The 13165-nt window shown below is 57.0% G+C and carries 11 protein-coding genes; 6 read left to right on the top strand and 5 right to left on the bottom strand.

Annotated features, from left to right (window positions below; all coding sequences use genetic code 11):
* Positions 1 to 136: 136 nt before the first annotated feature.
* Positions 137 to 1225, bottom strand: a complete 1089-nt coding sequence (locus C2L64_RS49155) for a substrate-binding domain-containing protein (protein WP_090836478.1) — start codon at positions 1223 to 1225, stop codon at positions 137 to 139.
* Positions 1226 to 1623: 398 nt separating this feature from the next.
* Between C2L64_RS49155 and C2L64_RS49150 the strand changes: the two genes are divergently transcribed.
* The gene (locus C2L64_RS49150; protein WP_090836476.1) at positions 1624 to 2805 is read left to right on the top strand and encodes an MFS transporter; all 1182 of its coding nucleotides are present in this window, start codon (positions 1624 to 1626) and stop codon (positions 2803 to 2805) included.
* Between the two features lie 186 nt (positions 2806 to 2991).
* Here C2L64_RS49150 and C2L64_RS49145 read toward each other — a convergent pair whose 3' ends face one another.
* The 4 genes from C2L64_RS49145 to C2L64_RS49130 form a co-directional block, all read right to left on the bottom strand.
* Complete coding sequence (locus C2L64_RS49145) at positions 2992 to 4128, bottom strand: alkene reductase (RefSeq protein WP_090836649.1); 1137 nt, start codon at positions 4126 to 4128, stop codon at positions 2992 to 2994.
* Positions 4129 to 4252: 124 nt separating this feature from the next.
* Positions 4253 to 4756 carry a nuclear transport factor 2 family protein gene (locus C2L64_RS49140; RefSeq protein ID WP_090836647.1) on the bottom strand — a complete coding sequence of 168 codons (504 nt, stop codon included), beginning with the start codon at positions 4754 to 4756 and terminating at the stop codon, positions 4253 to 4255.
* Between the two features lie 87 nt (positions 4757 to 4843).
* Positions 4844 to 5926: a substrate-binding domain-containing protein gene (locus C2L64_RS49135; RefSeq protein WP_090836475.1), complete on the bottom strand. Its 1083-nt coding sequence runs from the start codon at positions 5924 to 5926 to the stop codon at positions 4844 to 4846.
* 369 nt (positions 5927 to 6295) lie between these two features.
* Positions 6296 to 7132: an IclR family transcriptional regulator gene (locus tag C2L64_RS49130; RefSeq protein WP_090836473.1), complete on the bottom strand. Its 837-nt coding sequence runs from the start codon at positions 7130 to 7132 to the stop codon at positions 6296 to 6298.
* A gap of 111 nt (positions 7133 to 7243) precedes the next feature.
* Between C2L64_RS49130 and C2L64_RS49125 the strand changes: the two genes are divergently transcribed.
* The 5 genes from C2L64_RS49125 to maiA all read left to right on the top strand — a co-directional run bounded on the left by C2L64_RS49125 (position 7244) and on the right by maiA (position 13140).
* Positions 7244 to 8053, top strand: coding sequence for an IclR family transcriptional regulator (locus C2L64_RS49125; RefSeq protein ID WP_090836471.1), 810 nt, complete (start codon positions 7244 to 7246; stop codon positions 8051 to 8053).
* Positions 8054 to 8681: 628 nt separating this feature from the next.
* Positions 8682 to 9638, top strand: coding sequence for an MBL fold metallo-hydrolase (locus C2L64_RS49120; protein ID WP_090836470.1), 957 nt, complete (start codon positions 8682 to 8684; stop codon positions 9636 to 9638).
* A 144-nt stretch (positions 9639 to 9782) separates the two neighbouring features.
* Positions 9783 to 11120 (top strand): homogentisate 1,2-dioxygenase, encoded by a 1338-nt coding sequence (hmgA, locus tag C2L64_RS49115; protein WP_090836646.1) that lies wholly within the window; start codon positions 9783 to 9785, stop codon positions 11118 to 11120.
* Positions 11117 to 12496, top strand: coding sequence for a fumarylacetoacetase (gene fahA, locus C2L64_RS49110; RefSeq protein WP_090836468.1), 1380 nt, complete (start codon positions 11117 to 11119; stop codon positions 12494 to 12496). The genes hmgA and fahA overlap by 4 nt, the downstream gene beginning before the upstream one ends.
* Complete coding sequence (maiA, locus tag C2L64_RS49105) at positions 12493 to 13140, top strand: maleylacetoacetate isomerase (RefSeq protein WP_090836465.1); 648 nt, start codon at positions 12493 to 12495, stop codon at positions 13138 to 13140. Before fahA ends, maiA begins: the two co-directional genes overlap by 4 nt.
* Positions 13141 to 13165: the final 25 nt, after the last annotated feature.

The raw sequence follows: 13165 nt of genomic DNA, 5'->3' as shown, positions 1-13165 counted from the left end.
TCAAGCACCGCGAGTTGTGCGTTGCAATGTTTCACACCCGGTCTGTAGCGGAACCGGCCCGACTAGCGACGACGGCGACAGCCGTATTAACGGATGAACATCGCGTGAGCGTGCCGATGTACTCAGCTCGAAGAATCTATTGCTGGAAAACTGCCTTGAGCTTTTCGACAGAGAGGGCCGAAGAGAAATCAGCGTCGGGCGGAGCCGAGGGGTCACACTTCGGGTCCATTCCCTTGGCGCTGTCGGCGTAAGGAACCGGGAACGCTGCGAGCGGCTCATCGTTCCTGGTACCCTGATAGTCGGCGACGCCGCGACGTCCAGCAAACCTGATGACGGATGTTGTTCCGTCGAGGGAGAAGTACGGAAATGCCTTTCCTGACTTCTTCATATCAAGGAACTTGCAGTTCAACTCGTTGTTGCTCGCGTTGGTCGCAATAGCCGGAATGGCCAGATGCGCCTGTTCGAAAGCCTTTACCGTGGCAAGCGCGGTCACGCCGTAGTCCGTGGCCACGCCATCGATGCGCGGATACTTCGCAATGAGGCCCGAGACGGCCTTTTGAGCGTCAACCGGATTCCAGTTCGTTACGATGAAGTTGTTGTCCAGCAGTTTCAGGTCGGGATACTTCGCAAGTTGCGTCTTGAATCCGTCCAGAAATATCTGCGACGACATCGCCCCCGGCGCGCCACCGAGAAATACGACATTTCCCTTTTTGAGATTTTGGCCGTACCAGTCGGCCCAAACCTGGCCCATCCGGTAGACGTCCTCAGTCACATTGGCTGTATAGTCTTTCCCGGCGTTACCTGAAATCTTGGCGAGGTAAGGGACTACTGTCACACCAGCCTTTGTTGCGGCTCGCATGGCGGGAATCTGTGCCGCACCGAAATCCGGGAAGACAACAAGTACGTTGACGCCTTGCGCGACCATACTGTTGATGTCGGAATTCGCCTTCTGTTGGTCTCCGTTCGCGTTCGTGTACATGAACTTCTTGAAGTTCTTGCAGCGACTGACTTCATCCTTCAACTCGGCAGCCGCCGTCTTTCGCCACGTGACGCCACCATAGCCATCAGAGAGTCCGACGACCATCGGCTTCGTACCACACATAGAACTGATATCGCCCTGCTTCGTTACCAAAGCCGATTCGGCGGACATCACTGGCATGGACGCTGATGCTGCAAACAGACCAGCGGCAACCGAGCGCATCGAGTACAGATAGAGATTTTTCATCGTCTCCTCATCTTTATAGAGTCACAAGTCCTTCGATGAAGCCGTCTTCATCAGACTTGCAGCCAATATATGAGAGGAGGAAGAGCCGTTCCCGACTCAGCACGACATATTCGATGGCCCCAGCGCGCCATAGGTCCAGCTATTCGGATTTAACGGGGCATGAGCAATGCTGGATCCCGTCCCGCCTTGGCCGCAGGCCAAATGCGTCCAAAGCACACTGCGCTTCCTGATTTACCATTATTCGCTAATGGCATATCAGTTTGCTTATGTATAATTAAAACGGTCGAAAACAACTCTTCGACCACATGGATTTCCGAACTGGCAAGACACAGACGAATAGCCCAAGCGCTCGTCCGGAGCTCCCCTCCCTTTCGATGTAAAACTCAGGACGTTCGAGCATGGAAAGCAGGCTATCACCGCGAGTCTTATGGCTGTTGAGCACGTGTTGCTTCGCAAGCATGGCATCGATGAGGGTGTGTGACTCGCTACTGCCATCGTTCCGGTCGACGTTTGAAGTTACAACTGGCGTTGCGGCGCAGGCTATCTCGGCATTTGCGCTTGCGTACGGCGTAATGCAGTTGTTCTTCGGGCCACTGGGAGACCGATTTGGCAAGGTCCGCGTCATCGCACTTGCCACTTTGGCATGCACCATCGGGAACGTTGGGGCTGCTTTTTCTATTCACCTTGACCAGATGGTTATCGCGCGCGTGCTATCAGGTGCCGCGGCGGCCGGGATTGTCCCCCTGACGATGGCGTGGATTGGCGACACGGTGCCGTACGACCGGCGTCAGGAAATCCTGGCTCGGCTGCTAGGTGCTACTGTATTTGGGATGATCGCGGGCCAATGGTTGGGCGCTTTCGTCGCTGACATGTTCAACTGGCGCATTTCCTTCGCATTGTTGGCTGGGATTTCCTTGCTCGCAGGCCTCTTTGTACTACGAGAGAGCGCCGACAAGCCGGTCAACGGAGCGACGACAGGCCGAGGTTTCGGCCATCGTGCGTTTGATGTGCTGTCAATTCCATGGGCTCGAACGGTTCTTGTTGTGACATTTATCGAAGGGGCGCTTGCATTCAGCACCCTCTCGTTTATTCCGAGCTACCTTCACACAGCCTTCAATCTACCAATGTCAAAGGCTGGAGGCATCGTGGCGCTGTACGGCGTTGGTGGTCTCCTATACAGCCATTGTGCGCGCTTGCTCGTCCGACGGTTGGGGGAATCGAACCTCACACGCTTAGGTGGTGCATGTCTTACAGTTTCGTACGGCGGACTCACATTGGCAAACAGTTGGCCGTTTGCTATTCCAGCCTGTCTGATTGCCGGGTTCGGCTTTTATGCCCTCCACAACACGCTTCAGACTCATGCCACCCAGATGGCACCAGGTGCCCGTGGTACCGCGGTGTCTCTCTTTTCGTGCTTCCTTTTCTTCGGTCAGTCTCTTGGCGTTTTTTGCGCGGCTTGGTTTATCGACCGATTTTCCGCACAGCCGGTTTTCCTGGTTTCGGCTACCGGTCTACTTTTACTTGCACTGACCTTCTCCGTCTTGGTATCACGACAGCAGTATCGGCTGGTCCGGACCTGAAGTCGGCCGGAGAAGCAACACGCGCTGTGTATCGTCGAGTCCCGTCCACGGGACAGCTGATATAAACGCACGCTGCATAACGGAGCCTCCGCGGACAGTTCTTCCGTCCTCCCCACAATCGCTGCAAACGAAAAGGTCGGATACCCGGTGATGGAGTATCCGACCTTCTTGCTACGAGCGGCTCTTTTAGCCTGCTTGCATCTCGTTGTCGACGCTTTCCTGGTACGAAGGATAATCAATATATCCCTCGTCCCCTCCGCCGTAAAAGAGCGCGGGGTCAAACGGTGTAAGCGGCCACCCGTTCCTGAAGCGTTCGACCAGATCCGGGTTCGAAATAAACGGACGACCAAACCCTGCCAAGTCGGCAACTCCGGAATTTACGAGCTCCTCCGCGGTCTCTTGCGTTAGCGAGCCGGCAATCACCAACGTGCCCGTGTAAGCGTCACGGAACTTCCTGACGAAATCTTTTGGAATGGCAGCCACTGTTGGGTCAATGTTGCACAGCGACTCCTGGTCGCTGAGGTGGACATATGCAAGATTTTTCTCGCTGAGCTTTCGCGCCAACGTGAGCCAGGTGTTTTCTTCGTCGTCGAAACTGTGCATATCGTGAAGGCGTCCATACGGCGCCAATCTGATGCCAACTCGATTGCTTCCGATAGCTTCGGACATCGCGTCGATGGCGTCCAGTACAAAGCGCAGTCTGTTCATCGTGCTTCCACCGTATTCATCCGTGCGCGTGTTACAACCGGCATTGATGAACTGCTCGAACAGATAGCCGTTAGCCCCATGAATTTCAATTCCATCGAATCCCGCTTCCATCGAGTTCTTCGCGGCCGTGACGAAGTCCTCCGTTACCCGCGCGATGTCTTCCTTCGTCAACGCTCGCGGTGTGCTCACGGGTATTGATCCTGGTTGCCCTTGCTCATCGTACGCGAAGCACGTGTAACCATTGGCGGGAGCGTCCACCGATGAGACGGGCGCGGCACCGTTCTCTTGCAGACTGACGTGCGAAATGCGGCCGACGTGCCAGATCTGAATGAATATCTTGCCCCCGTCCTCATGCACACCTTTGGACACTTCTTGCCACCCCTTGATTTGCTCGGGTGTGTGAATACCAGGTGTGAAGAGATAGCCAGTTCCTTCGATTGAAATCTGAGACCCTTCTGTAACTATCAGTCCTGCCCCTGCTCGTTGGCGATAATACAGCGCGGTGCTGGCATCTGGAACCGTATCGCGTGCGCGCGACCGCGTCATGGGCGCCATCAGGACTCGGTTGGCCAGTAACGTGCCATTCAAATCGTAGCTTTTCAGTAGCTTGCTCATCACTATCTCACCGATTACGTTGCGGTAAAGAAAACGCTGCGCGAATCGGCAAGTGAGCGAGGCCTTGTAAAGGTCTCTCATTGCCAACGACGCAGCTCACTGTAAAAATGCCCTTAAGGCCCAGTCACCACGATTCCTTGACAAAAGGCGCCTTAACCCAACCCTCGGTCCACGGTGACGACTGGTCAATAGTCCCGGTGATTTCTTCGAAGAACCACTGGTCACCCACCTTCACGAGCGTGTCACTGTATTTACCTGCAAGCACAAAAGCTTCCTGCTCCGGCTTCGAAGGCGAGGCGGCCATCGTAAGCAGACATACCAGATAGAACGTCGCGTCTGCGCGCTTGCCATCGGCGCTGAGCGTGACGACGGGCGACGAGATGTTGTGCTGTCCCCAAGCGATGCCTTCCTTGAGGTTGCGGCAATGCTGCTTGATACCGCTTCGCCCCTTTGCCTCACCACCGACACCTTTGATAACCCAGAGTCCGTCTTCAACGAAGAGGGAGGCGATTCCTTCGGGGTTGTATCCGTCGTCGAGATGACGCGCGTACGTCGCCTTCAGTTGCTTGATGGCTTCGATGTCTTCGATGCGCTTGACTCGTTCTTCCAGACTGAATTCGTGTCCCATCATTTCCTCGTGTATGAAAAATTACCTGCATTTCGATAAGCATTGCATACAATCAATTACACGATGTATGCCGTTGAAACCGTTTGACTATTGCTTGAATACCGCTTTGAGCTTGTCCACAGCCAGCACCGACGAGAAGTCTGCGTCAGGAGGAGCCGAGGCGTCGCACTGCGGCGTGATTCCGGCACCACTGTCGGCATACGTGTAGGGGAACACCTTCAGAGGCTCGTTATCGGTTGTTCCCTGATACGTCGCGACTCCGCGGCGCGCCGCGAACCTGATGACTGACGTCATGCCATCGAGCGAGTAGTACGGGAATGGCTTGCCGGCCGCCTTCATGGTCGTGTACTTGCAGCTGAGCTCGTTGTTGCTCGAGCCCGTCGCAATCGCAGGAATCGGCAGATGTGCCTGCTGGAAGGTCTTGACGGTCGCGAGTGCAGTTACGCCGTAATCGGCTGCCACGCCATCAATATGCTGGTATTTAGCGATAACCCCTTCAACTGCTTTTGGCGCATCGATAGGGTTCCAGTTCGTCACGACAAAGTCGTTCTGAACCAACTTCAGGTCTGGATACTTTGCGAGATGTGTCTTGAAGCCGTCGAGAAACGTCTGAGATGCCGGCGCGCCCGGGATGCCCCCGAGGAAAACCACATTGCCCTTCTTCAGGTTTTTGCCAAACCAGTCCGCCCATGCCCCACCAATACGCAAGAGGTCAGCGCTTACGTTCGCCGCATAGTCCTTGCCAGGCGTGCCCGGGATTTCGGCCATGTACGGGATGACCGTCACGCCGGCCCGAGTCGCCGCGCGCATCGCAGGAAGCTGTGCGGCACCGAAGTCCGGGTAGACGATGAGGACATTCACCCCCTGAGCGACCATGCTGTTGATGTCGGAGTTTGCCTTCTGCTGGTCTCCATTCGCGTTCATGTAGATGAAACGCTTCAGATTCTTGCAGCGACCGACTTCGTCCTGCAGTTCCGCGATGGCGGTCTTTCTCCAAGTGTTGCCACCGTAGCCGTCAGAGAGGCCTACGACCATCGGCTTGGTCCCGCACATCGTCGTAATGTCGCCCTGGCGCTGAACTGATACGGACTCTTCAGCCATTGCGGCTGAGGTAGCGGCTGCCAGCAAGCCGCCAGCAAGAATCGTGGAATACTTGAAATGCGCCTTCATCGTCTCCTCTCCTTATAGAGTTGGCCGACTATTGACCAACGCTGCCTCAACATCCATGCGGCGACTATAGGAGCGCAACAGTGCGCGTTCACGACTTGACGCGCCATATTGAATTGCCTCTTTACGCCAGGCAAAATGTTGGGACGACTAGTAGAGAGGTCAGCGCAACTCGCGGACGGGCGCCAGGTAACACGCGGCGACGTATCCAAGCGCGATATTCAGAGATGCGTCTTGAGAACTGATGAGGGATAACACTGAGGCGACGGGCAGGCAGTTGTGTGCCCGTCGCGGCGAATTGCGGCATGCCGTGCATCAACAAGATGAGACACGTCAGAAGATCTCAATTCATGGTAACGCGAACGTCAGACGCTATTCGGTCGGAGCAATACCGCTGGCGTTTTGCTCTGTTAGCAGTCTGGTTGTCGCGAGCAAACTCGTCGCAAGTTCGCCCTTCCATGCGACGTCGAAGGTCCCGGCCACACCGAAAAGCGTCAGGACGAGAACGATGTCGCCACTACCGTCAAAAACCGGCGCGCTGATGCTGTTGATTCCTGGAATTGGCATGCCCTCCCCCCTCGCGAGGCCGCGCTTACGGATGTCGGCCAGAACGTTTTCGAACTGTTCGATAGTGAGCCGATCACCCTCGGGAGTCTGTGCACCAATATCGGCCTTCACCAGGTCCTTGAGATTGGCTGTTTGCTTGTGTGCGGCGAAGACCCGGCCGGTCGTGGAGTGAACGAGAGACATCACCGTACCAACATGAATGCCAGCATGGAGCGATGCGGCAGGTTCGATACTCTGAAGCACTGTCGGGCCCCTATCCCCCCACGCAGCAAGAAGCACGCTCTGACCCACGCGCGTTGCAAGTTCGCTGGATGGCCGCATGGCGTGGCGCACGGCAGGCACCATTCGCAACGCATGTAATCCCAAGCGGAGTGAAAGCGGGCCCGGCTCGAAACGCGACGTAACGGGGTCCCGCTTCACAAGGCCAGTGCGCAAGAGGCTGACCATGTATGTGAAAACCTGATTTGCAGGGATACCACTCTGGGCACTTAGCTCTGCCAGAGTCACCGGCTGGCCTGCGTCGGCAAGATACTCAAGAAACCGGCCGCCTACCTCCATGCTCTGGATGCCTCGTTGTTCCTTTCGAGCATTCGTGTCGCTGCCTTCTGAATGCTGTTCTTTTGCCGGTTGCTTCGTTACCATGCAATCCTCTGCCGCACGAATGTGAGTGTGATTTGCTGATTTTACCGGCTTCTGCACTCACGACGACGGAAGCCTGATTTCAGGGGTTCGTAACCCAACCGAGATAGTCGCATGGACACCGAAAGCACCGAAAAGTCGCAACGGGGTATTCAATCAGTCGAAGTCGGAAGCGAGATTCTGCTTGCGCTCACCTACTCCGATTCTCCCATGCCGCTCAAGGAAGTTGCGCGCGTGACGGGCATGCCCCCCGCCAAGCTCTTTCCGTACCTTGTTAGCCTCATCAAGCTACAGCTGGTACAAAGAGTTGAGCCTTCCGGCGACTATGCACCGGGTCCATTGGCATTGCGTCTGGGGCTCTACGGCCTGCAGCGACTGAACCCACTCCGTGAAGCTGAGGCGGACGTACTGGCACTCGCTTCGAAGACCGGGCAGAGCGTCTTTTTGACGACCTGGGGTCCCAACGGCCCGGTCGTCGTGCGACAGGAAGACCCGTCTTATCCACTTCATCTGACGTTGCGGGTCGGAACCATCATGTCGCTCGTCAATACCGCGACCGGTCGACTGTTCGGCGCACATATGCCCGAGCCGCTAGTGCGCAAAGCGCTGGATGACGAAGGCATCCGGCTGAGCGGCGCAACCGACCTCAAATCGGCAGACAAGGCCCGTCTGTTCAAGGAGTACCAGCAGATTCGTGAAGAAGGGATGACCCGCACAGCCGGTCAGCCACTGCCGGGCGTGAACGCCATCGCGGCGCCGGTCTTCATGTTCAATGGCACGATTGCGCTGGCAATCACGCTTGTCGGTCCGGCCGGAACGTTCGATACGCGCTGGGATGGTGAGCTCGCGCGAACCCTCAGTCAGACAACCACTGACCTCTCGTATCGTTTGGGGTACAAGGCGATGCAGGACAGCGAGGCATAAATCTGACTGTGTCTCCGAGCGATGCTGACTCGCGCTTCGCGTCAGTCGGCTGATGCGAAAGTCTCGTCGATTGTTCCGCTCGGCCCTGTCCACAGGGGCGTACCGGGCACGCTGCGCGGAGCAGCCTCCGCCGAAAACACTCATTGAATCTCGCATCGCATTGATGGCAAACGGCCCTCAATGCCATCGCCTTTAATCCCGAGCCTACGGGCGCGCGGTCCAATCCTCACAGAATTGCGGGCGGCCGATGTTACTCGCGGAAGCGCCCGGGGAACCTGACGCGCCGTTATCAAGTGGCGATGGTCACGCAATTCGCGCGTCCAGCGACAGCTATTCGCAATACCCTTCCCTGCTCGAACCGTCCGCACCTACGTATCGTGCTGGCGCGCATCCGCGCGGCCGTACTGTCACTCGCCAACAGCCAACAAACGTCTCCCGACATATTTTCGGATTTCCGCATTTCCCATGGCGTCCGAGAAAGACGGCAAGGCCGATAGCTTCCGTCTCCGACCGTACGGGAAATTATCTATATGCGACTGTGTTCGCTTATGTATAATTCCAGCAATGCCAGGGTCGCTGAATGAACCCACCCTGTCCCCTTTCAATTACTTTGTAGAGGTTTCCTGCTATGGCGACAGAAAAGAAGTTTGCTTCCCACGCGGACGTTGACGAAAAGAAGGTCACGTTCGAACAGCTTTCCGAACATGCGTATGCATACACCGCTGAAGGCGACCCGAATACCGGCATCATCATCGGGGACGACGCGGTGCTCGTCGCCGATACGCAGGCAACGCCTGTGATGGCTCAAGACGTCATCCGCCGCATTCGTGAAGTCACAGACAAGCCCATCAAGTACGTTCTGCTGACCCACTATCATGCGGTCCGCGTGCTCGGCGCATCGGCGTACAACGCCGAGCAAATCATCGCCAGCCAGGACACGTATGACCTCATCGTCGAACGCGGCGAGCAGGACATGAAGAGCGAGATTGAGCGCTTCCCGCGTCTCTTCAATGCTGTTGAATCTGTGCCGGGTCTGACCTGGCCGACCCTCACCTTCCAGAAAAAAATGACGCTCTGGATGGGCAAGCTCGAGGTGCAAATCCTGCAGCTTGGCCGCGGACACACGAAGGGCGACACGGTTGTCTGGCTGCCGCAGGAAAAGACGCTGCTTTCCGGCGACCTGGTCGAATACGGCGCAACTCCGTATGCAGGCGATGCGTACTTCCAGGACTGGCCCCCGACGCTCGATGCCATTGCCGCACTGAAGCCCGAAAAGCTCGTCCCCGGTCGTGGCGCTGCACTCAAGACGCCTCAGGAAGTCGCCGACGGACTTGCCGGTACGCGAGCCTTTATCAGCGAGCTCTACAGCAAGGTGAAGTCGGGTGCCAGCGAAGGCAAGGACCTCAATGCTATCTACAAAGAGACCTATTCCACACTCAAGCCCAAATTCGGCGACTGGGTCATCTTCGACCACTGCATGCCGTTCGATGTGACCCGAGCACACGACGAAGCGACGCAATATCCCGACCCGCGCATCTGGACCGCTCAGCGCGATAAGGAAATGTGGGAAACGCTCGAAGGCTGAGCGTTTGCGATGGTTTGGCTGCAAGTGAATTGCGGCCGTCCCTGGATTGAAGAACCCATCTGGAGTTTCAAAGTGGAACAAACGACGCAAGATGCATCTATTCGCCACGAATCGATTCAGCCTGCAACCCTACGTAACGAGCAATTGAAGCGCGCGTCGTCGGCGTCGGCACATTCTGCGCATCCGGTTGGCTACCAGTCTGGGTTTGGCAGCGAGTTTGCGACCGAAGCACTGCCCAGCGCCCTGCCGGCCGGTCGCAACTCGCCTCAGCGCGCACCGTACGGACTGTATGCAGAGCAGCTCTCCGGTACCGCGTTCACAGCACCACGCTCCCACAACCGACGTTCCTGGCTGTATCGAGTGCGTCCCGCGGCAGTCCACAAGCCCTTTACGCTCCTCGAAAACAGCAAACTTGTCGGCGACTTCTCTTGCGTCCCGCCTACTCCGCCCAACCAGTTGCGTTGGGACCCGCTGCCCATTCCCACAACACCGACCGATTTCGTCGATGGTCTCGTGACGATGGCCGGGAACGGTTCAGCCGAAGCGATGGTTGGGTGCGCCATTCATCTGTATGCGGCTAACAAGTCAATGTCGAACCGCTTCTTCTACAGCGCTGACGGAGAACTCCTTATTGTGCCTCAGGCCGGCAGGCTGAGCATCGCGACGGAGCTGGGCCTGCTCGAAGTCGCTCCACAAGAAATCGCAGTCATTCCGCGTGGTGTCCGCTTCCGCGTCGAATTGCCGGATGGCGAAGCACGCGGCTATATCTGTGAAAACTTCGGCGCCCTCTTCCGCCTTCCCGACCTCGGTCCGATTGGTTCCAATGGCCTTGCCAATCCCCGCGATTTCCTGACCCCGCTTGCCGCTTATGAAGTGCGCGAAGGAAACTTCGAGCTTGTCGCCAAGCTCAATGGCAACCTGTGGCGCGCGGATATAAGTCATTCGCCGCTGGACGTCGTCGCATGGCACGGGAACTACGCACCGTACAAGTATGACCTGCGCCTGTTCAACACCATCGGCTCCATCAGCTTCGACCATCCGGACCCGTCCATCTTCCTGGTACTGCAGTCTCCCAGCGACACGCCCGGGGTCGATACCATCGACTTCGTCATCTTTCCGCCGCGATGGCTCGTCGGCGAGGACACTTTCCGTCCTCCGTGGTTTCACCGGAACGTCGCAAGCGAGTTTATGGGCCTGATTCACGGCGAATACGACGCCAAAGCAGAAGGCTTCGTTCCGGGCGGAGCGAGCCTGCACAACTGCATGTCCGGTCACGGCCCGGACGCCGGGACATTCGAGAAAGCATCAGTCTCCGACACCTCGAAGCCAGTCAAGGTTGATTCGACGATGGCATTCATGTTTGAGACTCGGACGCTCATCAAGCCGACACAATTCGCCCTCGAAACGTCACAGCTCCAGAACGAGTATTTCGAATGCTGGCAGGGCCTCACGAACAGATTCAACCCGGAAAACCATCGATGACTTCAACTACCGACAATGCAGACTCAGTGGCTGAGACCACCCGTGCAAACCTCAAGAGTTGGGTCGAATCGGCCAACACGGAAGACACTGACTTCCCTATCCAGAACCTTCCGTTCGGCATCTTCACCGATGCCCGGTCCAACGTCGCTCGCGTGGGTGTCGCAATCGGTGACTGGATTGTCGACCTCGCTGCGCTCGAGTCCGCTCGCTTGCTGGCGGTCCCGTACACGGTCGTGGACGACGACGGTAATCCCAAGAGTGTTTTCCGCCAAAAGCGGCTGAATGATTTCGTGGCGTTGGGCAGGCCCGTCTGGAGAAGTGTACGCAGCCAGCTATCGGCCCTGCTTACGACCGATACAGCGGCTTTGCGCGACGACCGTGACGTGCGCGACCGTGTAATGGTCCGGCAGTCAGATGCTGTCATGCACCTGCCTTTCGAGATTCCTGGCTACACCGACTTCTATTCATCACGCGAACACGCCACAAATGTTGGTTGCATGTTCCGTGACCCAGAAAACGCGCTGATGCCAAACTGGCTCGAGATTCCCATCGGGTACAACGGTCGCGCTTCGTCTGTTGTGGTCAGCGGTACGCCGATACGGCGCCCGAACGGTCAACGCAAGGACCCGAGTTCTGCTCGTCCGGTTTACGGGCCGTGCCGCAAGCTGGACATTGAACTTGAAACCGGCTTCTTTGTGGGCGCCGGCAGCGCGCTCGGGAACCCTATCCCCGCGAAGAATGCGGACGACCACATCTTCGGGATGGTCCTGCTGAACGACTGGAGCGCCCGCGACATTCAGCAATGGGAGTATCAGCCGCTTGGCCCGTTTAACTCAAAGGGTTTCGCCACTACTGTCTCGCCGTGGGTGGTGACGATGGATGCGTTGATGCCCTTTCGCGTCGAGCAGCCAGAGCAGCTACCGAAACCGCTGGAATATCTGCGCGGTGCCAACAACGCAGGCGTCGATATGAATCTCGAGGTTCAGTTGAAGCCCAACTTCGCGGCGAAGCCAACGACGATTGCCAGGACCAATTTCAAGCACATGTATTGGTCGATGGCGCAGCAATTGGCGCATCACACATCATCGGGCTGTAACACCCGCGTGGGCGACCTCATGGGCTCCGGAACTATCAGCGGGCCGAAATCAGATTCGAGTGACGAGCACATCGGGACCTTCGGCAGCCTTCTTGAGTTGACGTGGAATGGAAAGACGCCTCTCAAACTTGAGGCAGGCGAGGAACGCGCCTTTATCGAAGATGGTGATGAACTGACCTTGCGCGGATGGTGCCAGGGTAATGGCTACCGCGTTGGCTTCGGTACGTGCGTCGGCACTATCCTGCCGGCCCTCGATGTCGTTGCGGAGAATAACGGATGAAGCTCTACAGCTACTTCCGAAGCTCCGCATCGTATCGCGTCCGCATTGCGCTGGCGTTGAAAGGTCTGCCGTACGAGTATGCGGCGGTCCACCTGCTGAAAGGAGGCGGGCAGCAACTCGCTAGCGTATATCGTGAGCTCAATCCAGACGGGTTGGTTCCGACGCTCGAAGATGGGCCACAGGTTCTCACCCAGTCTCTTGCAATTATCGAATATCTCGACGAGCTTTATCCACACCCACCGCTGCTTCCGTCTGCGCCAGCGGACCGCGCATTCGTTCGCTCCGTGGCGTTGCAAGTTGCCTGTGAGATACACCCGGTCAACAACCTGCGCGTAATTCAGTACCTTAAAAAGCGTCTCAGTATCTCAGATGCACAAAAATCCGAGTGGTACCAACACTGGATTGACGCCGGCTTCAGTTCGCTTGAGAGTCGGCTACGTTCAGAGCGTCGCGTCGGCGACTTTGTGTTCGGTAGCGCTCCAACCATCGCCGACCTGTGTCTGGTCCCTCAGGTTTGGAACGCACGCAGGTTTGAAATCCCATTGAATCGCTACCCCACCATATCGCGTCTCGCTGCAAATGCGATGGCGCTGGATGCGTTCGCGCAGGCGGAACCATCAAAGCAACCGGACGCGGAATCGTAATCGTTGCAGGGATGTCTCGGTCTTT

Origin of the sequence: Paraburkholderia hospita (genome assembly GCF_002902965.1) — a bacterium.
Classification (GTDB): Bacteria; Pseudomonadota; Gammaproteobacteria; order Burkholderiales; family Burkholderiaceae; genus Paraburkholderia; species Paraburkholderia hospita.
The sequence above is the reverse complement of the archived record's forward strand: the minus strand, read 5'-3'. Positions and strand labels throughout refer to the sequence as shown.

What these genes read in the sequence shown, in the direction of transcription:
- C2L64_RS49145 (WP_090836649.1), bottom strand. Translation starts at nt 4,128, where the DNA reads ATGAGCAAGCTACTGAAAAGCTACGATTTGAATGGCACGTTACTGGCC.
- C2L64_RS49150 (WP_090836476.1), top strand. Translation starts at nt 1,624, where the DNA reads ATGGAAAGCAGGCTATCACCGCGAGTCTTATGGCTGTTGAGCACGTGT.
- C2L64_RS49140 (WP_090836647.1), bottom strand. Translation starts at nt 4,756, where the DNA reads ATGGGACACGAATTCAGTCTGGAAGAACGAGTCAAGCGCATCGAAGAC.
- C2L64_RS49130 (WP_090836473.1), bottom strand. Translation starts at nt 7,132, where the DNA reads ATGGTAACGAAGCAACCGGCAAAAGAACAGCATTCAGAAGGCAGCGAC.
- maiA (WP_090836465.1), top strand. Translation starts at nt 12,493, where the DNA reads ATGAAGCTCTACAGCTACTTCCGAAGCTCCGCATCGTATCGCGTCCGC.
- C2L64_RS49155 (WP_090836478.1), bottom strand. Translation starts at nt 1,225, where the DNA reads ATGAAAAATCTCTATCTGTACTCGATGCGCTCGGTTGCCGCTGGTCTG.
- C2L64_RS49125 (WP_090836471.1), top strand. Translation starts at nt 7,244, where the DNA reads ATGGACACCGAAAGCACCGAAAAGTCGCAACGGGGTATTCAATCAGTC.
- C2L64_RS49120 (WP_090836470.1), top strand. Translation starts at nt 8,682, where the DNA reads ATGGCGACAGAAAAGAAGTTTGCTTCCCACGCGGACGTTGACGAAAAG.
- fahA (WP_090836468.1), top strand. Translation starts at nt 11,117, where the DNA reads ATGACTTCAACTACCGACAATGCAGACTCAGTGGCTGAGACCACCCGT.
- C2L64_RS49135 (WP_090836475.1), bottom strand. Translation starts at nt 5,926, where the DNA reads ATGAAGGCGCATTTCAAGTATTCCACGATTCTTGCTGGCGGCTTGCTG.